Origin of the sequence: Paenibacillus sp. FSL W8-0439, assembly GCF_038008995.1 — a bacterium.
Lineage (GTDB): Bacteria > Bacillota > Bacilli > Paenibacillales > Paenibacillaceae > Paenibacillus > Paenibacillus polymyxa.
In genome coordinates this window covers 824193-849613 of the sequence record NZ_JBBPAK010000001.1, presented here as the reverse complement: position 1 = coordinate 849613, position 25421 = coordinate 824193, and the positions used below count along the sequence as shown (strand labels likewise).

At 48.8% G+C, this 25421-nt stretch carries 22 protein-coding genes and 1 riboswitch; of the genes, 4 read left to right on the top strand and 18 right to left on the bottom strand.

From position 1 onward, the window contains the following. Positions 1-104: 104 nt before the first annotated feature. From MKX36_RS03810 to MKX36_RS03775, 8 genes are all read right to left on the bottom strand, one after another. Complete coding sequence (locus MKX36_RS03810; protein ID WP_016819321.1) at positions 105-1664, bottom strand: response regulator transcription factor; 1560 nt, start codon at positions 1662-1664, stop codon at positions 105-107. Continuing rightward, entirely contained in the window at positions 1642-3372 is a 1731-nt protein-coding gene (locus MKX36_RS03805) for a sensor histidine kinase (RefSeq protein ID WP_206704095.1), read from the bottom strand. Before MKX36_RS03805 ends, MKX36_RS03810 begins: the two co-directional genes overlap by 23 nt. A gap of 171 nt (positions 3373-3543) precedes the next feature. Continuing rightward, the gene (locus MKX36_RS03800; RefSeq protein WP_193190435.1) at positions 3544-3780 is read right to left on the bottom strand and encodes a hypothetical protein; all 237 of its coding nucleotides are present in this window, start codon (positions 3778-3780) and stop codon (positions 3544-3546) included. Between the two features lie 37 nt (positions 3781-3817). Further along, complete coding sequence (locus MKX36_RS03795; protein WP_029514326.1) at positions 3818-4684, bottom strand: inositol monophosphatase family protein; 867 nt, start codon at positions 4682-4684, stop codon at positions 3818-3820. Between the two features lie 173 nt (positions 4685-4857). Further along, positions 4858-5859, bottom strand: a complete 1002-nt coding sequence (uvsE, locus tag MKX36_RS03790; RefSeq protein ID WP_340864243.1) for a UV DNA damage repair endonuclease UvsE — start codon at positions 5857-5859, stop codon at positions 4858-4860. A gap of 139 nt (positions 5860-5998) precedes the next feature. Beyond that, complete coding sequence (locus MKX36_RS03785; RefSeq protein WP_016819326.1) at positions 5999-6322, bottom strand: hypothetical protein; 324 nt, start codon at positions 6320-6322, stop codon at positions 5999-6001. A 102-nt stretch (positions 6323-6424) separates the two neighbouring features. Beyond that, positions 6425-7513, bottom strand: a complete 1089-nt coding sequence (locus MKX36_RS03780) for a D-alanine--D-alanine ligase (protein ID WP_019686144.1) — start codon at positions 7511-7513, stop codon at positions 6425-6427. A 73-nt stretch (positions 7514-7586) separates the two neighbouring features. Beyond that, positions 7587-8582 carry an amidase domain-containing protein gene (locus MKX36_RS03775; protein WP_019686143.1) on the bottom strand — a complete coding sequence of 332 codons (996 nt, stop codon included), beginning with the start codon at positions 8580-8582 and terminating at the stop codon, positions 7587-7589. A 421-nt stretch (positions 8583-9003) separates the two neighbouring features. Between MKX36_RS03775 and acnA the strand changes: the two genes are divergently transcribed. Beyond that, complete coding sequence (acnA, locus tag MKX36_RS03770) at positions 9004-11715, top strand: aconitate hydratase AcnA (RefSeq protein WP_016819329.1); 2712 nt, start codon at positions 9004-9006, stop codon at positions 11713-11715. Between the two features lie 173 nt (positions 11716-11888). Here the strand turns inward: acnA and MKX36_RS03765 are convergent, their stop codons facing one another. Next, entirely contained in the window at positions 11889-12725 is an 837-nt protein-coding gene (locus MKX36_RS03765; protein WP_013369422.1) for a YitT family protein, read from the bottom strand. A gap of 506 nt (positions 12726-13231) precedes the next feature. Between MKX36_RS03765 and MKX36_RS03760 the strand changes: the two genes are divergently transcribed. After that, positions 13232-13384, top strand: a complete 153-nt coding sequence (locus MKX36_RS03760; RefSeq protein WP_010348453.1) for a hypothetical protein — start codon at positions 13232-13234, stop codon at positions 13382-13384. Positions 13385-13591: 207 nt separating this feature from the next. Here MKX36_RS03760 and thiC read toward each other — a convergent pair whose 3' ends face one another. After that, positions 13592-15436, bottom strand: coding sequence for a phosphomethylpyrimidine synthase ThiC (thiC, locus tag MKX36_RS03755; RefSeq protein ID WP_340864242.1), 1845 nt, complete (start codon positions 15434-15436; stop codon positions 13592-13594). A 187-nt stretch (positions 15437-15623) separates the two neighbouring features. Next, positions 15624-15735, bottom strand: a riboswitch (TPP riboswitch). 117 nt (positions 15736-15852) lie between these two features. Beyond that, complete coding sequence (locus MKX36_RS03750; protein ID WP_340864241.1) at positions 15853-16596, bottom strand: IclR family transcriptional regulator; 744 nt, start codon at positions 16594-16596, stop codon at positions 15853-15855. Between the two features lie 298 nt (positions 16597-16894). On the opposite strand from MKX36_RS03750, the gene MKX36_RS03745 reads away from it, so the two are divergent. Next, entirely contained in the window at positions 16895-17932 is a 1038-nt protein-coding gene (locus MKX36_RS03745) for an alpha/beta hydrolase (protein ID WP_017428436.1), read from the top strand. 252 nt (positions 17933-18184) lie between these two features. Continuing rightward, the gene (locus tag MKX36_RS03740; protein WP_019686141.1) at positions 18185-19564 is read left to right on the top strand and encodes a Fe-Mn family superoxide dismutase; all 1380 of its coding nucleotides are present in this window, start codon (positions 18185-18187) and stop codon (positions 19562-19564) included. A gap of 11 nt (positions 19565-19575) precedes the next feature. Here MKX36_RS03740 and MKX36_RS03735 read toward each other — a convergent pair whose 3' ends face one another. The 7 genes from MKX36_RS03735 to MKX36_RS03705 form a co-directional block, all read right to left on the bottom strand. After that, the gene (locus MKX36_RS03735) at positions 19576-20421 is read right to left on the bottom strand and encodes a lipoate--protein ligase family protein (RefSeq protein ID WP_340864240.1); all 846 of its coding nucleotides are present in this window, start codon (positions 20419-20421) and stop codon (positions 19576-19578) included. Between the two features lie 198 nt (positions 20422-20619). Continuing rightward, positions 20620-21213: a GTP cyclohydrolase I FolE gene (folE, locus tag MKX36_RS03730; RefSeq protein WP_013369415.1), complete on the bottom strand. Its 594-nt coding sequence runs from the start codon at positions 21211-21213 to the stop codon at positions 20620-20622. 54 nt (positions 21214-21267) lie between these two features. Continuing rightward, positions 21268-21522 carry a YneF family protein gene (locus tag MKX36_RS03725; protein WP_013369414.1) on the bottom strand — a complete coding sequence of 85 codons (255 nt, stop codon included), beginning with the start codon at positions 21520-21522 and terminating at the stop codon, positions 21268-21270. A 105-nt stretch (positions 21523-21627) separates the two neighbouring features. Next, complete coding sequence (gene queG / locus MKX36_RS03720) at positions 21628-23361, bottom strand: tRNA epoxyqueuosine(34) reductase QueG (RefSeq protein WP_025364019.1); 1734 nt, start codon at positions 23359-23361, stop codon at positions 21628-21630. Positions 23362-23457: 96 nt separating this feature from the next. After that, a complete protein-coding gene (gene rnhA, locus MKX36_RS03715) occupies positions 23458-23895 on the bottom strand; it encodes a ribonuclease HI (protein WP_016819337.1) in 438 nt (145 codons plus the stop codon). 93 nt (positions 23896-23988) lie between these two features. Continuing rightward, positions 23989-24573, bottom strand: coding sequence for a signal peptidase I (gene lepB, locus MKX36_RS03710; protein WP_016819338.1), 585 nt, complete (start codon positions 24571-24573; stop codon positions 23989-23991). Between the two features lie 119 nt (positions 24574-24692). Beyond that, positions 24693-25118 (bottom strand): GNAT family N-acetyltransferase, encoded by a 426-nt coding sequence (locus MKX36_RS03705; RefSeq protein WP_013369410.1) that lies wholly within the window; start codon positions 25116-25118, stop codon positions 24693-24695. Between the last annotated feature and the right edge of the window lie 303 nt (positions 25119-25421).

Below are 25421 nucleotides of genomic sequence, written 5' to 3'. Positions count from 1 at the left end.
ATAGCGTTTACATTTGCTCCTGTTGTTATTTTCCCAAAAGCAGAGAAACATTGGAATACACAAATCAGATTTCAAAGGTTTAAAAAACAGAGGGACTCAGCTGCTCATCCCCGTTCGTGTGATTTAATGTACTCGGAGGGTGTCATACCTGCCCATTTTTTGAACACCTGGCTAAAATATTGCGCGTTCCCGCCGAAGCCGAACCATTCCGCCAGCTCAAACACCTTTACGTCTCCCGTCTCCCGAATATGCTCAGCCGCGCGCTCGATCCGGTAACGGTTAACATAGTGTGAAAAGTTTTCCCCCGTCACTTTTTTGAAGATTTTCCCTAAGTAGTCGGAATTCATATAGAGCATTTGACCCGCCACTCCGTTCAGCGAAAGATCGGATTTTCTATAGTTTTGCTCAATAATAGTGATCATTTTATCCACCGTGGAAGATTGGCGATATACATTGCTTTTATAATAAATTGCGGTCATTCGTTCGGCGGCTTCCTGTACAAAAGATTTGAGGCATGCCAATGTTTTTTGCTCTGCCAGCACGACCATTCGACTCGTGAACGCCGCACGCTCTTCTTCAGGACATATACGAATCATGGCAGCATATAGCTGTAGCACATAAGAACGGGTTACGGAAATTTCCAGCTTCATACGGGACAGGATGCCGAACAGCCGATCCACTTCCTGTGCAACTTCCTCCCTATTTCCAGCCTTGATCAGCAGACCGAACTTCTCTTCGTCCAGTTCCAAATCTGCCATCTCCCGGGTGTCATCAGCCGCCAAATCTTCCTTCGTAATGAGGCTGCCCTCCCCGGTGTAAAAGCGGTGATTCATACAATGCAATGTCTCCCGGTACATCCCCCGCGAATGCTGCATGCTATCCGACTCGCTAACTGCGACGGTCACCTCTAGCTTATAAAAACGGTGGAACGTCGTACGTACCGCTTCAATCTGTTTCATAAACCCAGACGTGTCATCCGCACTTTCCAGCACAATCAGCAGCTGCCCTTGCATCGTCGTACTGAGCAAGACATGATCCATTAAATCCCCTGCTATATTTTGCAAAGCAAACAAATGCTCCGGCTCATGGGACTCCTCTACCCGCAGCAGCAGCATTCGAACCTGCTTATCTTGCAACTCCAGACCGAACAAACGCTCATAAAAAGCGATATCACGGCTACCGTAAGTCTTATAGGAAATAAACTCCTTCAAAAAATGCTCCTTCACATGCGGTAGCATACGCTGAAAATCAAGCTTCATCCGGTTCACAAACTGCTTGCGTTCTTCCTGTTCCTCTCGCTCCTGTCCCAGCTCAGTCAGAGCCTCATGAATTTGCCGCTCATTGCAGGGCTTCAACAAGTAGTGCTTTACCCCGTATTGCATGGCCCGACAGGCATAGTCAAAATCTTTGTAGCCAGACAGCAGAATAAAACGAACGTCTGGAAAATGCTCCGTCGTTTTGGCAACGAGTCCGATACCGTCCAGTCCTGGCATGGAAATATCGCTGATCACAAAATCAGGCGGGCTCGCCTGGATCTGATCATATGCCTCAATCCCATTACGCGCCGTACCTACCAGTTGTGTTCCGGCCTTGCCCCAATCGACCACCTGTGATATGCCTTCCAAAATCATACGCTCATCATCAACCAGTAGCACCTTGTACACGACCCTGATCCCCTTTCACATATGGAATACAGACATGAATTGACGTACCTGTTCCTGACTCGCTGTGCAGTTCTATCCCCCAAGGTGTACCAAATGTCAGGTTAATCCGTTCCTGAATATTCGCAAGTCCAATGCCCCGCCCACGGGTTGTGATCTGACCGCTGCGTAGCTTTTCCAAGAAATCCGGGCTCATTCCAGGTCCGTCATCTTCAACCCGCAGGAACAGCGCTCCCTCGCTTTCTCTGGCCACAATCGTGATCCGACACGGTTCAATACGCGGCTCCAGCGCATAATGGATCGCATTCTCCACCAAGGGCTGAAGCGTTAGCTTCGGAATTTGTGCATCCATCAGCTCTTCCGGGACATCGAGGTGGAAATCGAGGCGCTCATCAAAACGTGTTTTTTGGATCGTTACGTAGCTCCTTACGATATCCAGCTCTTTTTGAAGTGGAATCAACTGCTCTTCAAAACTGACCGTGCTGCGTAGTAGAAAAGCAAGGGCTTCCACCATTTCTGAAATCCGGTCCTGCTTGTTGGCCTTGGCGAGCCAGTTCACAGATTCTAACGTATTGTATAGAAAATGTGGATTAATCTGTGCCTGTAGCGCCTTTAGCTCTGTTTCCCGCAGCAATAGCTGCTTGGCAACATTCTCATTAATAAGCTCGCGGATACGGCGGATCATCTTCTTATACGTCCGATGCAAGAGACCAACCTCATCCTGTGTGGAAAGGGGTACCGCCCCAAGCGCTTCCTCTTCCAGACGGTCGAGGTCGCCTTTTTCTATTTTACGCATGTTCTGGATCAACTGAACGATCGGTTGAGTAATGCTGCCCGACAGCCTCGCGCCCAGCGCCAATGCAATAAGCAGCATAATGACAAAAATAGCGCTTACAATTTCTTTGATTATCGTAATACTGCGGAACATATCATCAAAGGGAGTCATATGTAAATACGTCCAGCCCGTATATGAGGATTTGATCTGAGCAGCAAAAAAGGTTCCGCCTGTATAGGTCGCGATCCCGTAAGGCTGCTTCCGCGCAAGCTCTGCCTGAATATCGCTCTCACTCAAAAGCGGTGTTTCGGGATAAATCATCCGTCTTCCGTCTGTAATCATCAACTGTCCGTCACGGCCGGAAGTCTGCACTCGATCCGCTACAATCCGGTCAATTCGTACACGAATCGCAAGCGTGCCGAGCCCGTTCAGCGTAAAATTGGAATCGGTAAAGGATTTGAATTGCCGCGCTGCCAGCAAGGAGGAGTGACCTGCCGCATACCATGCATGGGAGCCGTCATATTCGTCTGCCAACTCCGACAGGGTGGATCGAAGCTCTTGGGGGATACCTTCGCGGTTGCCCGCACTCATGACCTGTCCCTCTTTGTCGATTACCATCATAGAATAGACATAGGTTTCAGAGCCGGCGAAGGCAATAAGCCTATTCGTTATTTTTTTGCGCAGTACTGTTTTGACATAAGGTGATGTTTCCTTTTCCAATTGGAGCAAATAACGCTGAAGCTGCTCGTCCGTTATTACCTTAAACGTAACTTTTTCAACATCCTTCAGTTCATTTTCAATGCCAATCGAAGAAATATTGAGCACCTCGGATGTCTTTTTATACATTTGATTATCATAAATATGAAATACGTATTTAAGTATGACTGCAACAACCGCAAAATTAACCAGCATGAGCACCGTAATCAGCAGTACCATCTTATGATGGATTCCGGCATTTTTGTAAGCGCTCTTAAAATAGGTAATCAGTACACGTCGCCTCCTTCGCACGTCCTGCCCGTCCAGCTCAAAATGGAGAAAACTCTATATATTATACAAAATACCCCATGCCTTGGTCATTCGGCAAGAGGTATTTGGGCTTGCTTAGCGTTAATCGTTTGCTTTCGATTTGTCCGCCTTGCTCATATATTCATCATATCGATCATCAAGCTCACGTGCCATACTCCGGTATTTACGCGTCTCCTCGACAATAGGGTCCAATTGAGTCTGAACCCGCACCTCATATTTGGGACTGAGTCGTTCCCGTTTTTTGGCCTCATTCTCACGAATTTCGCCTTCCGTCAGCAGTTCACTGAGCTGGCGTTCCAATTCTTCGGACTGGCTCATCGCGATTTCCTCCTTCAGGATGATGGTGTACGTAGTATTATAACCCGGTTGCGTCTGCTTCTTTCAGCACTTGAATAAGTTGAGAATGAATAGCTGTATTCGTAGCTACAATATGCCGCACACTCAGGTCATAAGGTTGGCCCAATGTGTCCGTAATGGTACCTCCTGATTCCTGTACCAGCAAAGCGCCCGCGGCCACATCCCAGGCATTCAAACCGATTTCGCAATAAGCAGACAAACGTCCCGACGCCACATAAGCCAGATGCAATGCTGCCGAGCCGAGCGCCCGAATGCCGCGTACCTGAGGTGTAAGAACCTGCGTAATTTTCATATTCAACGGTTGTGCATACGTACGATCCGGCGGGAAACCGATGCACACCAGGCTATCTCCCAGCGTCTCTTCTCTCGATGCTTGCATGCGATTGCCGTGGACATATGCGCCTTTTCCTTTTTCCGCTACAAACATTTCATCACGGGACGGATCATAAATTACCCCGACAATCACTTCACCACGATGAGCCAAGGCAATAGACACACTGTAGTACGGCAGACTGTGCACGAAATTGGTAGTGCCGTCTACCGGATCAATAATCCATAAATATTCCTCTTCACGGGCAGCTTCTAATGCTCGGGCTGAAGCTTCAGCTCCCGGCTCTACCCCTTCTTCACCCAAGATGGCATGATCGGGAAAATGGGTGAGAATGAGTCTACGAATCATCTGTTCTGCACCTTTATCTACCTCGGTCACTAGATCGGTCGGCGACTGCTTGGTATTCAATTGTTCAACTGTGCCCAGCCTGCTTTTAATCCATTCCCCGGCTTTGGATGCCGCATTAATAGCCACGGCCGTATAGCTTTTTCCTGATACGATATAGGGAACCTTTTCGTTTTCATGTTCGTTCAACGTGTTCACTCTACTTTCTATATCATTGTTACGTGGTTTACGAGCCTGCCCAACAGACATTCTCTTAACCATCTCTGTTTCAGTACAAGTTTGCTAGTTTACACATTCTAGTATACACAATAAGCCTCATAAAGTTTCTCCATATGGAAGTTTTATCCGCGAAATACTGCTTTCTAAGGCGTAATTTCTATGGAAGCCCCATCCAACACTTTGATCCCGTTATCTTCCTGAAGACGCAGTTCATTCATTAATCCGAACAACGCTTCATCCTTAAGTTTGGCTTCAAGCATGACATCAATCCGATCCGTATATCCAGCAATATTACGCAGAAAGGTCAGCAATGGCTCCACCAGAACACCGTCTGCATGACCACGAGGGTCTTTTTCACTTTTGGGACTGGACGCATGAATTTTGGGCGGCAATGGATGATCCGCAGAAGATCCGGCTTGGGCCAATTCCCCTTTCCAGGTATCCAATATATCCGGCCAAAGCTCCCACGGCTTCTCTCCCTCGTTATTGACCCATTGATGATGAATATCAAGAACCATTGGTAAGCCTGTTATTTTGCAAGCTTCCAGTGTTTCCACCGCATTGAACGTTTTATCATCATTTTCCAATGTTAACCGTTCTCTTAATGAAAGATCCAGCGCACTAACCTGCTCTACAAAACGCTGACCTGAGGTCACCTTATCTCCGTATGCACCACCAATATGAATGTTGTTCTTGGCTTCGGCACTAAGTCCCATAGCCTCCAGCATCGCCACGTGGTACTTCAGATCATGAATGGAGCTTTGCAACACTTCAGGACGGGGAGTGCTCAGCACTGTAAAATGATCGGGGTGAAACGAGACCCTCATCTTATTCGCCTTGACATAGTCCCCCACCTCTGCAAAATCAGCAGCAAGCGCCTGAAATGGGTCCCAATCCCTCAGATCTTGATGGGTCGCAAGCGGAATCAGCTTGGATGAGAAACGATAGACCTGAATATCACTCGCACGATTATGACGCAGCAGCCTCAATGTATTATGGAGATTTTCGGCTGCAATCCGTTCTAACTTACGGATCGCGGCTTCTCGGTCTCCGATCTTGTTAAAGCTGGCCATGGTCATGGTTTTAGAAGGGGATGCATTTTGCACGGTGACCGACATGGCAACATAACCGAACCTTACGATCATAGATGTCCTTCCTTTCAGCAGTTCGCAGTAGATGGCAAGGCCGATTTCATTCTGTGACCTAAACCCCTTTTCTACTGATCATACCCGGAAAAGCACCTGCTGATTCGGTGTATTGCACAAAACTGTAAGAAACAAACAGCTAGGATTGCTGCTGTGCTCCAAAAAACATTTCATCCGCCAATGCGGTCTGAATTCTTGATTCCTCTTCATTCAGCTTACGGATGAGAGTCATTTCTACCTCGGTCACTTCGTCACCTTGGAAATTGATTTCGGCGATACAGCCCACAATCTGAACGATGGCTACTGCCACGTTGTCCACGCTGTAAGCGATAACCTTCTGTCCTGTCGGAAAAACGCGCAGGCCGGATTTAACCATTTTGCCACGTCCATATTCCAGCAGTTCATAAAGTTCTTGTTCACTCTTGAATTTGCACACCGAGTTAAATTCAGTTTGAAAGCCCATGTGTAGCCGCCACCTTTCATACTTAAGGGTTTGGTAAAATGCTCAAGTCTATCAATGTATATGAACAAAAAGGAGAGTGATCAGCTCCCCTTCGTTTTTCGTTTATGAGTTCTCATAGTGCAGTGCCGACCTGCGCTCATAACGCTCCAGTGCAAGAGCAATCATGCGATCCAGCAGACTTACATAGGATACACCGGTTTCTCTCCACAATAATGGATACATGCTGAACGGTGTAAAGCCAGGCATTGTATTCACTTCATTAATAAGGATATGTCCATCTGAGCGTCTGACGAAGAAATCGGCACGGGAAATCCCGCAACCTTCCAGAGCACGGAAAGCTTGCAATGCGGCTTCACGGATACGATCTGCCACTTCCTCGTCCAGTGGTGCCGGAATGAGCATTTCCGATTGACCATCGGTATATTTGGCAGCATAGTCGTAGTAATCACTCGACGACACAATTTCACCCGGTACCGAGGCAATCGGCTCGTCATTGCCAAGTACGCTGACTTCAATCTCACGGGCATCGACGTACTCCTCCACAATCACCTTCAGGTCAAATTGCAGAGCCAGATCAACAGCCTTTTCCAGTTCTTCCCGGTTACTCGCTTTGGAAATACCAACACTTGATCCCAGATTGGCTGGTTTGACAAAGCAAGGATAACCCAACTCAGTCTCTATGTTACGCACCAAGTCATGACCGGTTTGTGCCCACTGTGTACTATTAAAATAGCAGTATTTCACTTGCGGCAATCCTGCATGCTCAAACAGCTTCTTCATGACGCCTTTATCCATACCTGCTGCCGAAGCCAGCACGCCTGCCCCGACATAGGGCATATCAGCCATTTCGAACAGACCCTGAATCGTTCCATCTTCGCCAAAGGTGCCGTGCAGCAGCGGAAACAGTACATCCAGCGTCTGCTCTCCATACAGCTTACCGAACAACGTATCTAATGCCGCCTTGGTGCCGCCCTCAGCGTGCTCCAGCTTCAATTGGTCTACAGTAGTCAAAGGCGCACTTAACAGCGTCCCTCTACGCCAATCGCCAGCCTTCGTAATATAAAAAGGAATAATCTCGTATTTCTCATAGTTAAAAGCGTTCATTACCGCATACGCCGTTTGCAGCGATACCTCATGTTCGCCCGATTTACCACCGTACACCAGCCCTACGGTCAATTTTTGATTTGCCATGCCTATCCTCCGCTTTCCTGCTTTCGTCATTGTGCCTGATTTGCTTCACTGTACCTGTTATCCATCATCTCATTTAAAAATAGTCGGCGATGTGATAAAAGCGATATACCGTATTGTCCGTCCACGCATACGAATTTTTATAGTCCCAATAACGATGTCTGGAGCTTACCGTATGTGCATTGACTAGCGGCATGCCGCCAGCATCAAAGGCCGTTACCACCGTGCTGTGCTGGAAGGTTCCGTCACCATCCCAATCATAAAAAATGACGTCCCCCAGCATGAGCTGCTCCGGTCGACTCACCTGCTCTGCGGTCAACCCCCAGGAGCTGGAGCCCAAATACCGCTCCAGACTGTTGGAAACCGCCCAGCTATAGCTCCACAGCTCACGTCCGGCGACCCGTCCTTTATACCACCAGCCCGATTCTCTTTTACCAGTATAGTGGATCGGTGCACCACCTGCAAAGAGGCACTGCGAGATATAATTGGTGCAATCCACATCAAACGCCTCAAACTCCGGGTTAAAGTTATCCCACCACTGATCTGCATAGGCCGCTGCTTCTTCACGACGATATCGACTGGGGCGTGCTGATGAGCCGAAGCCCAGCACACCACGATTCAGCAGCGGCAGACTTCCTCCCTGATTAAACGACGCTTGTTCAAAAGGAACCTCTCCTCCCGCCGGCTTTCTTTCTGCCGGATCGCGCTCGATCCTCGTCACCTGCCAGGCTTCGCCCTCGCGTGTAAACGTTAGACGCTCCCGTTCAATCCGATCCTCCCGGTGCGTCATCCCGCCTTTCTCATAAAAGAGCCTCACATGCAGTTGTACATCGACCACTGCCTCATCCGGGGTATCCTGCACTATTCGTAGCGGCTTGGCGCGTGTCTCGCTGCGCAGGGGAACAGCGTCCCGTTCGTTGTACCACTGCTCCAATCTGGCCGCACGTGCCGCCCGCTCCATTCGCTGGCCCACCTCCAGGTACTCATCCGGCTGTGGTACACCATTTACCTCACTGCGATTGTACTGATTCACATAAGCAAAAAGGGCCTGTTTCCATTCCCGCTCCCCCATCCCTATCCCTCCATTTTTCGTCTCGCTATCCTTATTCGGGGATAACCACGCTGATATATAACTTCCTTCTTTCCTCTCTGGTCGGTTATGCTCTCTATCTATAAGTATGAATCTCTAAAGCTTGGTATGAACATCGAAACGCAGGGGAACGGAACGTTTTATTTTCCAGTCTGAACACGCATAATTTAGGTCAAAAAAACTTTACGGGACCGTCTGAAAACGGTATACTTAATCCAAAAGCAATCATTTTGAAATCATGTTTCATCTAATGAAACGAATTACATTCATCTCAACCTCTTAACTTACAATGCACCACTGAAGATGAAATTGAGAACGCAACCAATTAAAACCAAATGTGCATGACGTCGAAAAAAGACATCCCTATTTTCCCGCAAGCATCCACTTCAAGGAGGTAATACTTATGTCAGGAAAAGATCAATTCTCCATTGCCCGTAGTTTGGAAGTTAACGGGAAGCCTTATCGCTACTACAGTCTTAAGGCACTGGAGGAACAAGGAAAAAGCGGTGTTGCCAAGCTGCCTTTCTCCATTAAAGTGTTGCTGGAAGCAGCGGTTCGCCAGTTTGACGGACGCGCCATTACGGAAGAACACGTGCAGCAGCTGACAGGCTGGGCTGAGGATCGTGACACCAACAAGGAAATTCCGTTCATTCCTGCACGTATCGTGCTTCAGGATTTTACTGGCGTCCCGGTGGTTGTCGATTTGGCAGCTATGCGTGATACGGTGAAAAAAGCGGGCGGTGATCCGAAACAAATCAACCCGCTCGTTCCCGTCGATCTCGTAATCGACCACTCGGTCATGGTTGATGCCTTCGGTACCAGTGACGCGCTGGACTACAATATTAATGTAGAGTTTGAACGTAACGAAGAACGGTATCGTTTTTTGCGCTGGGCGCAAACGGCATTCAATAACTTCCGTGCGGTGCCGCCGTCCACCGGTATCGTTCATCAGGTTAATCTAGAGTATCTCGCTTCCGTGGCTGCCACCAAAACCATCGACGGCGAAACGGTTGTCTTCCCGGATTCCCTTGTGGGAACGGACTCCCATACGACGATGATTAACGGACTCGGTGTCGTAGGCTGGGGTGTCGGCGGGATCGAGGCAGAGGCGGGTATGCTGGGGCAGCCGCTGTATTTTGTCACTCCCGATGTGATCGGCTTCAAGCTGACAGGTAGCCTGTCGGAAGGAGCTACCGCTACCGACCTGGCGCTGACAGTCACGCAAATGCTGCGTAAAAAAGGCGTGGTCGGCAAATTCGTAGAATTTTACGGCCCAGGTCTGGCCAACATTAGCTTGGCTGACCGTGCGACCGTGGCCAACATGGCACCGGAATACGGCGCAACGATCGGCTTTTTCCCGGTTGATGCCGAAACGCTGGCTTACCTGCGCAGCACTGGACGTTCCGATGAGCAAGTCAGCCTTGTAGAGGAATATTACAAAGCTCAAGGCATGTTCCGCACATCCGATACCCCGGACCCTGTGTTCAGCGATACGCTTGAGCTGGACCTGGCTTCAGTTGTACCGAGTCTCGCAGGACCCAAACGTCCGCAGGACCGTGTTGAGCTAAGCCGCATGAAAGAAACTTTCGAAGGCATTATCCGTACCCCGGTAGACAAAGGCGGCTATGGACTGAGCGATGAAAAGATCGCACAGAAGGTTCCACTGACCCATCCGGACGGCTCCACCAGCGAGCTGGGTACTGGCTCAGTCGTGATTGCAGCGATTACAAGCTGCACGAACACCTCCAACCCAAGCGTAATGCTAGGCGCGGGCTTGCTCGCCAAAAAGGCAGTACAGCGCGGGCTCAAAAAGCCAGGCTATGTTAAAACAAGCTTGACACCAGGCTCGCTTGTCGTAACGGAATACCTGCAAAAAGCCGGGCTGATCGAACCGCTCGAAGCCCTCGGCTTCCATGTGGCAGGCTATGGCTGCGCGACCTGTATCGGTAACTCCGGACCCCTTCCTGACGAAGTGAGTCAGGCCATTACAGACAATGATTTGACCGTTGGCGCAGTTATTTCCGGTAACCGGAACTTTGAAGGACGGGTGCATGCGCAAGTCAAAGCCAACTATCTCGGCTCACCGCCACTGGTAGTCGCTTATGCTCTCGCCGGCACGGTAAATATTGATTTGGTGAACGAACCACTCGGTTACGATCAGGACAATCAGCCTGTCTACCTGAAAGATATCTGGCCTACTTCCGAAGAAATCAAGGAAGCGATCAGCCTGTCTCTGAGCCCGGATATGTTCCGTCGCAAATACGAAAATGTATTTACGGCCAACGAAAAATGGAATTCCATTCCGGTTCCTGAAGGCGAACTGTATGAATGGGATGAAAACTCAACTTATATTCAAAATCCGCCATTCTTTGAAGGGCTTCAGGATGGTGTGCAGGATATCAAGGAAATCCGTAATGCCCGTGTACTTGCCTTGCTGAATGATTCGGTCACGACGGACCACATTTCACCAGCAGGCAACATCGCCCCTTCCAGCCCGGCAGGACTGTACTTGAAGGAGCATGGCGTGGAACGCAAGGACTTCAACTCCTACGGCTCCCGTCGCGGTAATCATGAAGTCATGATGCGCGGTACATTCGCCAACATCCGTATCCGTAACAATGTAGCTCCAGGCACCGAAGGCGGTGTGACCAAGTACTTGCCTACAGATGAGGAAATGTCCATCTATGATGCATCCATGAAATATCAGGCAGCCGATCAGAACCTGATCGTCATCGCCGGCAAGGAATACGGCACAGGCAGCTCTCGTGACTGGGCAGCCAAAGGTACGCTGTTGTTAGGTGTTAAAGCCGTCATTGCAGAAAGCTTCGAGCGGATTCACCGCAGTAACCTGGTCGGTATGGGTGTACTGCCACTGCAATTCCAGGAAGGCTACGGCTGGTCCAGCTTGGGCCTGAACGGTCGCGAAACCTTCGACATCCTCGGCATTGACAATGACGTGAAACCAGGTCAAGAACTTACGGTTGTAGCCAAACGCGAGGATGGCACCAAGTTCGAATTCCCGGTCACTGCTCGTCTGGACAGCACCGTTGACATCGACTACTACCACAACGGTGGTATTTTGCAAACCGTACTGCGTCAAATGATTCAAGCGTAATGATATAGCATTATATATACAACACCCCTGATTGCAGATTCATCTGCGATTCAGGGGTGTTTTTTATCTGTATGAGGCCCTATGTAAGGCAACAAACAGGACAAAAAAAGTCGATCCTCTCAGGACCGACTTCTAGCCACGTTCTCTTATAACCTTACCTTCACACGCTTTAATTACTTCGAAATATCCAAAAAGCCCTCTCCGAATACGTCCCGTACGTCATGAATGGTGATAAATGCTGCTGTATCGATAGCTTTTACAATCTTTTTAAGCGCCGACACCTCTTGTTTGCTAATGACGATATATAGGACCTCTTTCGGATTTTTGGTGTAATATCCGTGGCCTGACAGGACGGTAACTCCACGGTCCATCTGCGTAATGACCATCTCAGCAATTTTGTCTTGATGCTCCGAAATGATCATGACCGCTTTTTTCGGATTCAATCCTTCAATCATGAAATCCATAACTTTCGTACCGACGTACAAAATAACGATAGTTAGCATTAATTTTTCCGGGCCAATAATAAAGTAGGAAGAGAAGGCGACAATCAGATCAAAAAACAACAAGGCATAGCTGATATTCCAATCCAGATACTTGTTAGCAATCCGGGCTAAAATGACTGTTCCTGCCGTTGTACCACCGACCCGTACAATTAAGCCAATGCCAACCCCTACCAAAACTCCGGCAAATACGGCATTAATCGTCGGCTCATGCGAATCAATCCGCCAGTTGACTGTTAAATGTAAAAACAGCGAGTTAAAAGCGACCGCAATTATAGTATACAGAGTCGTTCTCTTGTCCAAAAATTTATATCCGACAATCAGCAGCAAGCCATTAATGACCAGATTGACGATCGAGGGAGACCACTGAAACAGGTAGTACAAGATGATCGTGACCCCTGTAACGCCCCCCTCACCAAATTCATTCGGGATCACATACAGATTAACAGCGAGCGCGAAAAAAAACGCACCCAGAATAATAAATACGATATCTGCAATACTTTTTTTCATATATGCTCTAATCCTCTCTCTAACATTTCAACGGATGAATTGCCAGATGGATTGGCTGACTCTTCTTGCCAAAATACGCTGACAACCAGTTCATGGTATCTACTACCCAACATAAAGTCAATACATCTTTGACACTTTAATTCGCCACCAGACTGCCTTAGTCCAACCTTATAATTCCGCAAAATTCCGCTAATACAAGGTTATTCGACAAAAAAACACAATCCCGACTACTAAACTGAGAAAACGGGCCTCTAGCCCTTGTTTAGGCCCTAGGCACATTTTCCCCTAAAATGACCATCCTCCTAATACACATTTTGGACACATACGACCATCTTCCTGTTTTATGTCAAAAGCGTTTTACTTTGGATAAATGCGGGTATAATGATTGAAACATTACCAAGCAACCTACACGGCATTACGACATCAAGTACATATACATAGTCCTATACAGACGTCCTAAGCAACTCAATCTGAATTTGACAAAATGGAATTGGAGGAATGACCACATGAATACAATGAACTTAACTGTCCACACCCTGATGCCTTTTCACCACCAATACCAACGTGCCAACGCGGTGAGTATGCAGAAGAAAGAAGACAGCTCGGAGAAGAAGCTCAGCTTTCAGGACATTTTGAATGAAAAAATGGGTAAAAAATAAAGCTCCGTTAATCCGGTAGCATGATCCCGTTTTACATAAGTTGAAAAGCCGTAGTTTTCTACATCGACTGTAGAGAACCACGGCCTTTTTTTACTCACGCGTTTCTAAACCTTGCTCATACGTTTATGGAAATAAACCTCTGACGAGCTTAACTGTAATTTTCGTTGAGGCTTCCCAGTTGATTGACTTTTGTATCGCTACCGATTTTTACTGCCCAGCTTCCCGATACTGCTCTGCCTTCTCTCGCATCCCGGCGGCAACGGCTTCCTCAGTATTCAGTCCCTTATCGGCCGCATAGGCACGAATGTCCTGCGTGATACGCATACTGCAAAACTTGGGACCGCACATCGAGCAAAAGTGGGCTTCCTTGGCCCCCTCTGCTGGTAGCGTTTCATCATGGTAGGACAATGCCCGCTCAGGGTCAAGCGAGAGATTGAACTGATCGCGCCAGCGGAATTCAAAACGCGCCTTGGACAAAGCATCATCCCGCTGCTGTGCCCGCGGATGACCCTTCGCCAGATCGGCAGCATGTGCGGCAATTTTGTAGGTAATAACTCCTTCGCGGACATCATCCTTGTTCGGCAGACCCAAGTGCTCCTTCGGTGTAACGTAGCACAGCATGGACGTCCCGAACCAACCGATCATCGCCGCCCCGATAGCTGAGGTAATATGATCATATCCTGGTGCGATATCCGTCGTCAGCGGCCCTAAAGTATAAAAGGGAGCTTCCTTACAAATCTCCATTTGTAAATCCACATTCTCCTTGATTTTGTGCATAGGGACATGTCCTGGCCCTTCAATCATGACTTGGACATCATGCTTCCATGCGATTTGCGTGAGCTCGCCCAACGTTTCCAGCTCCGCAAATTGTGCTTCATCATTCGCATCATAGATACTCCCTGGACGCAGACCATCCCCGAGGGAAAAAGCCACATCGTAGGCTTTCATAATTTCACAGATTTCTTCAAAATGCGTATACAAAAAATTCTCCTGATGGTGCGCGAGGCACCAGGCTGCCATAATCGACCCGCCCCGGGACACAATTCCTGTCATTCTATTCGCCGTCATCGGTATATATCGCAGCAATACACCTGCATGGATTGTAAAATAGTCCACTCCCTGCTCCGCCTGCTCAATCAGCGTGTCTCGATACAGTTCCCACGTCAGCTTCTCAGCTTCGCCGTTCACCTTTTCTAGTGCCTGATATAGCGGCACCGTTCCAATCGGTACAGGCGAATTCCTGATGATCCATTCGCGCGTCGTATGGATATTACGACCTGTGGACAGGTCCATGACCGTGTCTGATCCCCAGCGTACAGCCCAGGTCATCTTCTCCACTTCTTCCTCAATGGAGGACGAAACTGCGGAATTCCCAATGTTCGCATTGATCTTTACGTGAAAATGGCGTCCAATGACCATGGGTTCGCTTTCCGGGTGATTGATATTTGAAGGTAAAATAGCTCGTCCAGCCGCCAGCTCCTGTCGTACAAACTCGGGCTCTACACCTTCGCGGATCGCCGCGAATTCCATTTCAGGCGTAATGATCCCTTGCCGCGCATAGTACATTTGCGTCACAGTACGCCCTTGCGAAGCCCGTAGCGGACGGTTGGTCACGCCGGGAAATTCCACTGTCTCCCGTTTGGAACCAGGCTTCATCCCGTTATCCTCCGGCTTGACGGCGCGGCCCTCATAAGCCTCCACATCTCCCCGTTCCAGTGCCCAAGCTCGCCGTAATGGTGGCAATCCCTGACGGATGTCGACCTGGTAGGCTTCGTCCGTCATCGGACCGCTGGTATCATACACACGCAGTGGCTCATGATGCTCGGTGCCCTGCGGCGTATGTGTGGGTTGTAGCGCGATTTCACGCTCAGGCACAGCAATATCCGGCCGAGAACCTTGAATATACACCTTACGGCTCCCCGGAAAGGGCTTTAGCCCACTGGCTTGCTCCGCTTTGGCTTTCTCTCCCTCTACTTCTATTATTCCCGCCAATCCTGCATCTGCTGATTTCATTCCTGTTTCTTTCGTTCCTTTTGTTTCTGTCGGTTTCATGATCCATTCCTCCCGTATCGTTGAAATGACACACCGATCCGGAACCATTCCCAGGGTGGCGCTGATCTATGCAAAAAAGCCGGTTCCCTAGGGAACCGGCTAATCAAACGAAACAGCTATCCAAACCGATCGCACGTGGAATAATCATATTCCAATGCGCGGCCGTAGACAGCAGCTGCGTATACATTTCAATGGCCGATTACTTCCCTACGCTGGTATGATCCAGATCAGGTGCAAAGGGTCCGGAATCTTGCCTGATTCCATCTCAGCCCGCATTACAGGCTCCCCTAGTAACTGTGATACTTTCTATTCACATGAATTGGCGGCTATAACAGACATCCCGCCATCTCTATCAGACTACTTTAAATTTATAGCTTTGGCAACCCTTGTATGCTTTCCTTTTGTATTGATTACTGTCACGGAAGCATAAGCCCCATTTCCTTGGCTGCTTCGATCAAAATCGGTGCAAACTCATGCAGCGTCTCGGGCGCAAGTCGACTGACCGGGCCGGATACAGATAAAGCCGCCGTGACCTGTCCCTTTCGGTTCACAATAGGCGCGGCCACAGCCGCAGCTCCTGGCTCACGTTCTTCATAGCTGGTCGCATAGCCCTTCTCACGGATGTCCTGCAGCTGGGCTTTATAAACATCCGGGTCTACCGAAGGTGGCCATTCTTCACTGCTTAGCAATACCTCCAGCTCCTGCGGTGGCATAAAGGCCGCCAGCACCTTGCTGGAGGCTCCCACAGCCAGCGGCATACGCGCACCCACAGGCGCAACCCTACGGATCGCCTGATTGCTCTGCACGGCTTGTATGCGAATACGCATGCTTCCATCCCGCAGGTACAAGCTGACCGTTTCCCCTAAGCGATCACGCAGTCCTTCCATTGCAGGCTGTAACAACACCGCCGGCTCATCGCTTTGGGACAGATGCGTGGACAGCTCCCATATGCGAAAACCAAGCCTATATTTTTCCGTTGCGGCATTCCGAACGACAAATCCCCGATCCTCCAGCGTAGTCAAAAGACGATGAACAGTGCTTTTATGTAGACCAATTTGGGAGGCAATCTCCGTTAGACCAAGATCAGATTCTGCGGTAAAACACAGCAGTATATCAAGTGCACGCTCTACAGCGCGGACGGTTAATTTACGGTCTTCCATCGTGAACCGCTCCTCTTGTATCCATATTCGTTTCACACTATGAAACATGGTTACATAAATTATATAGAATAGTCGCGGCTACTGTAAACCGATGTTTTTGTGACAACCATATTACAGAACAAGAACAAACATCGACAATTCTTTGCATCATTTTTACTTTTCCGGTTCAGGCGTTGACTTTGGATAATAGCCATCATACGATAATAGGTATCTATACGGACATACCCTACTATTTTCAAGTGGAATTATACCTAAATTTTATGATTCGAAGATCAATTTTATATAAGGAGGCTCTTACATGATTTCGACATCCCAGCGCAACGCTCAGCTACAGACCGCTGTTCAGGAGCCGTCCACCCCACTCTTTAATCCCCGTATGCTGCGGTTCAAGCACGTTGTGATTGCTCTGCTGCTGTCGGTCGTATTTTTTCTGTTGTTTTGCTTTATTGCCTTGCATGCTTACATCGCCTGGGTGCTTACGAATCCCACCGTCGCACCCTTGTACTCTAATCCGATGCAGGCCAAAGGCATGCCTTATGAAGATGTCAGCTTCCCAGCCAAGGATGGTAGCCGCATCGTACAAGGCTGGTATATCCCGGCGGATCAATCGCGGAAAACCATTATTTTCAGTCATGGTTACGGGGCTAATCGCGAAGAAAGCTGGATTCCCATGTATGATCTGGCGCATTATGCCCACAGTCTGAACTTTAATGTGGTCATGTTTGATTATGGATTCGCGTCACAAAACAGCAAGGCCGTCGCAACCGGAGGTAAGGCGGAATCCCAGCAGCTTCTTGGAGCGATTCAGCTTGCGAAGCAACGCGGCTCGTCGGAAATTATCGTATGGGGCTTTTCTATGGGAGCAGGAACCGCTCTTCAGGCGGGCTTGCAAACCAAGGATGTGGACGCAATGATTTTGGACAGTACCTTCCTGCTGGAGCCAGATACACTGTACCATAACATTCACAATCAAATTAATCTGCCGAGACATCCGTCTTTGGAAATTTTGGAGTTGCTGTTTCCAGTCTTAAACGGCACCAGCTTGCATCAGATTCCATATCAAGAGGTTAAAAAGGAGAACTATCCGTTTCCAATCATGTTTGTGCATGGTACACAGGATGAAAAGGCTCCTTACCCCATTGCGGAAAAGCTTGCTGCCAATCAAACCAACCCGCTTTCCAGTGTATGGATTGTCAAAAACGGGATACATGAGCTTATTTTCAGAGAGCATCCCCGTGAATATTTGCGACGGGTATCGACATTTCTAAGCAGTGTGCAGGAGCTGGAGGACAAGAAAACCACTGCTGCTGCCCATAAACAAACGACTACGAAGTAAGAAATTATTTTCAAAACAAGTAATCATCGTCTTAAAGAAGCCTGCCTATGGACACTTAACCCGTGCCGTAGACGGGCTTCTTTTTTTATTTTCCATGAGTAATTATTGTTCTGCGCAACAGGTATAACCTGATGAAGGAAGTTCATAGACATATTCACGGTGAGACGGCGAATATACTGGGTACATATGCATCCAGGACAGATCTGCTAGATCTGCCGGATAGCCATAGCGGGATACGGGAGGTAAAAACGAATGCTGAGTACTTATGGGTCTTTCCTGCCCTTACGTGTGCTGGAGGAAATTCGTCATTGGAAGCAGCAGGAAAGTTGGCACGTGGAAGTAATTAAATCTGCTACTGAAGGGCTAGAACCTGCTTATGTGCGGCTGCTGGATGATTGGCGAACCGTATTCGAACAAACGGAACGCACCGCCATCGAGCTGCTCGAAGAGCAACGGAGCGCGCTTGATCCGGCAGAACAGGCATGGCAGCATCAATGGAAAAAAGAGTCGTCTGTTCCTCAAGCACATACACACCAGCTGGATGAATCATCAGCACATTCAAGGGGATCAGACGCATCAGCGACTGGAGAGAAATCGTTGTCTGAATCAGGCTTGAATTCACAGCCTGCCTCACAGGAATTAAATCGTCGATTGGACGATTTGCTGCAAACCGCGAACCGTCAATCACAAGAATATGTACGGCAGCTAGGTTTGCTGACTGAACACAGTCATGCATTGCGTCAACAGCCAAAATCCGCCGGAGTTGTAATACACGCAGCACATGAAAGTCAATATTTCCTGATCTCAACCACTCCCTTTCAAGAGCCCGGCTCCATCGCGCGAGCCGCTGGGCTGTATCATGTAGCGGCAGAGGGTAAGGATTACCCGGAACAAGCGTTTCGAGAGCGGCATGCCGGCATGAGAGGAGAAGGTTCTGGGGCTACTAAAGGCGTCCAGTCCGGCCAGGCTCAACCTTCGCCAGCAGAAAAGTCCTTAATCGGTCGCCCGGTCCCTATTGGCGGACATCGGCTCCCTCCGCTTCCTTACCCTTATAATGCGCTTGAACCGTACATTGATGAAAAAACGATGCGTATTCACCATGACAAGCATCATTTGAGCTATGTGAATGATCTGAATAAAGCGGAAAAGAAACTGGAAGAAGCCCGAAAAACAGGTGATTTTGACCTCGTAAAGCATTGGGAACGTGAACTGGCATTTAACGGTGCAGGTCATTATCTGCATACTCTTTTTTGGACGATCATGAGCCCTCAAGGCGGTGGAAATCCAAGCGGACCGCTGGCTGAACAGATTAAAAAGGATTTTGGCAGCTACGATGCCTTCAAAAAGCAATTTAGTTCAGCAGCCGAAAAGGTCGAGGGCGGCGGCTGGGCCATTCTGGTGTGGAGTCCGCGCGCCGGGCGGCTTGAAATTTTGCAGGCCGAAAAGCACCAGAACCTAACTCAATGGGAGTCTATTCCGCTGCTGGCGATCGATGTGTGGGAACACGCATATTACTTAAAGCATCAGGCTGAACGCAATAAATACATCGAAGATTGGTGGCATGTCGTCAACTGGCCTGAAGTGGAAGCGCGCTACGCTCAAGCCTCCAAGCTGAGATGGCAACCATTCTAAGCTAAAATAAACTACACCTGCAAATCGTATCGCTCTCTGAGCGCTTCTATTTGTCCAGTCAATTCTTCCGGTTGCACCAGCGAGCCATCGGCAGGCAAAATGGCCGCCCGACTCTCGACTACACGGCGTAGCGATGCTGTGTACGCCTCGACAGACGGCACTCCGGCCAGCTCTGCCAGGCTGCCCATCGTTGCCGGATTAACCCGGGGATAATCCGGCTGCTGCACGCCTGCCGGTGTATCCCCGGCTGCCTCCCGATAAAACTGCTGCACCGCCTGTGCGCGCTCTGCTCCGTGGCCCTCAATCATCACAAAGGCCGTGATGATATACGCCTTGGCTTGACGCCGCTGCGCAATGCCGCAAAACTTGCGTCCTCGGACGCTCACATCGTAATCCCCGGGACAGAAGGACCCGATGATTTCTCCAGTCTGCGCCTCGGCAGACCACGGGGCCAGCGCATCGGCAATCAGCCCTGCCATGAGCCGAAAATCCTCATGCAGGCTGATGGCCCGCTGCGGATTCGGTAGGATTAAGGACAGGTTCAGTACCCCCCTGTCCAGCATGACGGCTGCTCCGCCTGAAGGACGCACGCATACCGACGTTCCTGAACTACGCACTCGCTCCATCGCCTGTGGAGCGTTGGGAAGCCTGCGGTCCCGGTGACCAATCACAAGCGCTGCCGGATGCCGCCATACATGCAAAATGGGCGCAGCTCCTTTCCCTACTTGCCGACAAGCCAGCTCCTCCCAAGCCAGCGGAAACAATACGTCTTCCTGAGTAGTCATCAGTGGCGTTTCCAACCATTGCAACTCAGGCAATGCTGTTGTTATTTCTGTTGAGCTATGTATATGGTCCATACGTTATCCCCTATCTTAAAAATAACTGTTATCCATAGGCTAATCGTAATTTTCAAGGCAGCATGCTGCTATTTTTTTATTTCATCTTCTTCACAGTAGCTATCCCATTGTCACTATTACCGATGTTAACAAAAAAAGGCGGCTACGCCTATGCGTAAACCACCCTTTTTTTATCACTAACCATTGCATTCTGTTCAATTATTCCTTGATCAGGGACAAGAACTCTGCGCGTTGTGCTGCATTATCACGGAACGTACCGCGTACGGCAGACGTTACCGTTTTGCTGCCAGGCTTTTTGACACCTCTGGCACACATGCACAAGTGTTCGCCTTCCACGACCACCATAACTCCGTGAGCGGAAACCGCTTCATTTAAAATATCAGCGATCTGCGATGTAATACGCTCCTGTACCTGCAATCGGCGGGTCACCGCCTCCACCAAACGGGCTAGCTTGCTTAGTCCTACAATTTTACCGCTGGGTACATAGCCGATATGCACTTTTCCGAAGAAAGGAGCCATATGGTGTTCACACTGACTGTAGTAGACAATATCCTTCACGATTACAAGCTCCTCGTGATTCTCGTCAAATGTCACACCCAGCGCATCTCGTGGATCAACCTCATAACCCGCAAATATTTCCTCATACATGCGCGCAACGCGTGCTGGTGTTTCCAACAAACCTTCACGCTTGGGGTCCTCACCGATCAGTTTTAAAATCTGCTCCACATGGTACTCGATTTTATCCCGGTTATCCGCAGCTTTGCGGTTAATATAATCTTTTACGCCAGCCACAGTAATCCTCCTCTATGCAGCAACCTCATGCGGCATCCGTACTCACGTTGCTCATTATTTCCGACGGCCCTGATTTTTACGCGCACCAGGCTGATTTTTGGAGAACTGTTGGTTCTTCATCATCTGCTGGGCTTTTTGCATTTGTTTCCCATTCAGGTTGTAGCCCATCTGTTTGGCCATTTTTTGCAGCGTTTCAGGGTCGTTCTGCATCTTTTCAAGCTGTTTGCGAAGATAATAAGCACCGATGAAAAATCCCCCGACCAAGCCAACAATCAGGGTAATAATCGGAATGACAATATTCCACACCACGAAGTCGTCACCTCTGTATATTTATATGAGACATCTTGAATTACACGAACCTATCATAGCAAAACATGGGACAGCTAGCAAATTACTTTTTGCAAACATATGTCCTTATTCCTTCTCCAAATCCAGCAGCTTCATTTTGACTGGCAAGCCTCCGGCATAGCCAACCAAACTACCGTTTGCACCCGATACACGGTGGCATGGAAACAGGATAGGCAATGGATTTTTGTTATTGGCTTCGCCGACAGCACGTATCGCCTTGGCTCGTCCAATCGATTCTGCAATATCTTGATAGGACACACTTTGTCCGTACGGAATATTTTGCAGTGCGCGCCATACCTGCTCTTGAAAAGGAGTGCCTCTCAAATCATAGGCTATACTGAATTCCCGTCGTTCTCCCGCAAAATATTCACGCAGTTGTTCTGCAGCTTCGCGCAGCTTTTCCGGCTCCTGTACATAGACATATTCCCCGACCCATGTCCGGGCCCATTGCTGAAGCAATGCTTCCTTCGCATAAAAAGAGCCATAGTCAATTCGGCATAGCCCTCGATCCGTAGCACACAGCGTCAGAGTGCCCACAGGCGTCTCCATTTCGTCATAATAAATCTTAGTTGGACCCTGTGAATCCTCCGTCTTTAATTCAGCAGAAGTTTGCTGCTCTGCCTGCTCTTGTTCCGCTAGCTTGGAATGCGCCTGCGCGATCATTTCGCGTACTTGCTCATGTTGTTCCTTCTCTGATGCTTGCTTGATCGCTGTCATAGCGTTTTCCCCTCCTATTCGACTCAAAGCCCACGCCGCCGTGCCTCGCAGCTCGGGACGCGGATCATCCAATAAAACCTCCGTCAATTTGGGCACCGCGCTAACATCCTTGAAATTTCCAAGACCAATGACTGCATTGCGTTGAATCGGCTTCTTCCCCCGCCAAGCCGCTGCACTTTGACCAAACCGGTCTTTGAATTCGCGATTGCTCAAATCCAGTAATGGTAACAGCAACGGCTTTACAATTTCAGGATCGGGTGTAAGCTCGGGATGATGATCCCAGTTAAGGCCTCGATTTTTGGGACATACGATTTGGCACGTATCACATCCATACAGCCGATTCCCTATTTTCAGCATAAACTCCTCGTCCAAAAAGCCCTTGGTTTGCGTCAAAAAGGACACACACCGCTGGGCATTCAGCTGTCCCGGACCTACAAGCGCACCGGTAGGACATGCATCCAAACATTTGGTGCACTCTCCGCAACCATCCGTAACCGGTTCATCGGGCTGGAAGGGAATGTTCGTCAACAGCTCCCCGAGATAAATCCATGACCCCAGTGTCGGTGATATCATCATCGTATTTTTGCCGCTAAAGCCAATTCCTGCGCGTTCCGCAACGGCTCGGTCTGACAATTCTCCGGTATCCACCATGTTTTTCAAAAGTGCATCAGGTACCCGCTCACTTATAAAAGCCTCCAGCTTTTCCATCGCTTCCCGCAGTACCAGATGATAATCTTTGCCCCAGGCTGAACGCGCCATAATACCACGGTATTTTCCCTTGTCCGACTTCGGCGGGTCCTTCATTTTCGAAGGATACGCCACCGCAATGGCAATCAGGGATGCGGGCTGCGAGCCATACAGCTCTGGATAGATACGCTTATCAATATCGGGCTCCTCAAAGCCGGATTCATAGCCTTTAGCACGGTGCTCTTCCAATATAGCTTTCAGAGACAGAAAGGGATCGGCGGATGCGAACCCGATGGAATCAATCCCCAGCCCTGGAGCTGCCTCAATAATTTCCTGCTTGAGCGAAGCCCAAGTCGAAGCCGTTCCGGTCGCCGTCCGAGTTAGTTCGCGTTGCATCCGATACTCACCTCTCTTTCACAATTCTTCGTGACAGATAGGAGAATGATGTATCATTCTCCTATCTCAAATTTCAACAGAAAATAGCAGCAGATGCTACCGTAAATTTTTAACAGCACTCGTCGCCAGAAAATCACAGCGATTATTCAGTTCGTTGTCACTGTGGCCCTTCACCTTCACATATTCAACCTCATGCTTACCCATTAGTGCCCATAGTTCTTCCCAAAGTTCCTTGTTCTCCACCGGCTGATTTTTACTGTTGCGCCAGCCATTACGGAGCCAATTCTTAATCCAGCCTTGTTTGAAGCAATTGACGACATAGGCAGAGTCACTGTGTACTTTTACACGGCACGGCTCCTTGAGCAGCTTCAGCGCTTCAATCACCGACTTGATCTCCATGCGGTTGTTTGTCGTCATCTTTTCGGCACCCGACAGCTCCTTACGATGCTCTCCATACAGCAAAACAATCCCCCAGCCCCCTGGGCCCGGGTTCCCCGAACAAGCACCGTCGGTATAAACCATCACTTCTTTCATCGTCCTCTTCCTTTCCTGATTGGGAATCGCTGATCCGTTGTAGCTCTGATCGGGTCGCACGTATTCCGCATTGATTTCAGACTCATAACTGCTCTATAGCCACTTCCACTCCGAGATCGGCCAAAATATAAACTCTGCACGTCCCAGTAAATCTTCAGACTTAACGCTGCCAAAGTACCGGCTATCCTTGCTTGCAGCCGTATGGCGATTATCTCCCATGACAAAGAAGTGTTCTGGCTCCACCGTAAAAGGACCGTAATCACCATCCTCCACGTCCGAGTTGGTGTACGGTTCATTTAGCAGCTCACCGTTTACATATAAATGATTATGCTCAATCCGAATGACATCTCCGGGAATACCTATGACTCTTTTCACTAAAAATCTTGGGCTGGACAGTTTGGAATCGGGATCTTTTAAAATCACAATGTCCCCTCTTCCCGGATCATGAAAATTATAAACCAGCTTGTTAACGAACAAATGCTGGCTTTCCATTAGCGTCGGCTGCATCGAATGTCCTCTGACCGTAGACAAGTTAAATACAAACAGGTTCAGAAGCAGTAAGACAACCATCGCGATCAGCAGAGTGACTAACCAATCGCGTATGTAACCAGAGCGACCTGCCTGTTTGGACGTTTCCGGTGAAGGAAGCGGGTCTGACGAAGGAGCCAAAGCGTCCATAATTAACCTCCTCAACCCTGTTATAAATAGAAAAGCATATCCCGTACCCGATTGCAACGGTTACTCAGATATGCTCTAAATGTAAATATTATACTTCGTTTCTGTATATCGAATACCGATTAATGAGGTGCCAAAATACTCAGCTTCTGAAACGCCTGTAAAATCTGGCTTGCTCCGTAGCCCATAGCTTCGTACAACGGCATGGCCGCACTGTTATGCTTGTCCCCTGCTACCCAAATACGGCTAACCTTACGTTGCTGAAAACGCTGCTCCATGGACTCCACAAGCGATTTCCCGATTCCCATCCGACGATGATCCGGGTGAATAGCAATACGATAATAACAACCATGATTCTGATCAATCGTGCCAATCAGGGCACCAACGATCTCTCCCTCTTCTTCGGCAACGACGATCAAACCGGAATCCCACGAAAGCTGACGGGCAAAAGCACCCACCGTCTCTTTGTAGCACTCCTCTGACAAGGCAATTTGCATGAGTTCCGTTACTGAATTCACATCACTTAATTGAAAGGAACGAACGTGCATAAGTAATATCTCCCTTTTCGTAAGCATAATAAAAAAATTGAGACAGCACCGTCATTTTTACATAAATCCATAAAGCGCTTATCATGGTGTTAATCACAAGGCATTATGATAAAAATGCATACGATCTGCTATATATGAAATGAAGAACAGGAAAAGGGTGTGTGCCCTCAAGTTCGTCATGTCATAGACATGACAGCTTATAGCAGACGACAAAAAAGCCCAAAATTCTGCTTCCTTGACCATTAAACCATACTTTTTGACGGAATACATCCTTTTTTCTCATGTAAGCGCTGTATATAAAGC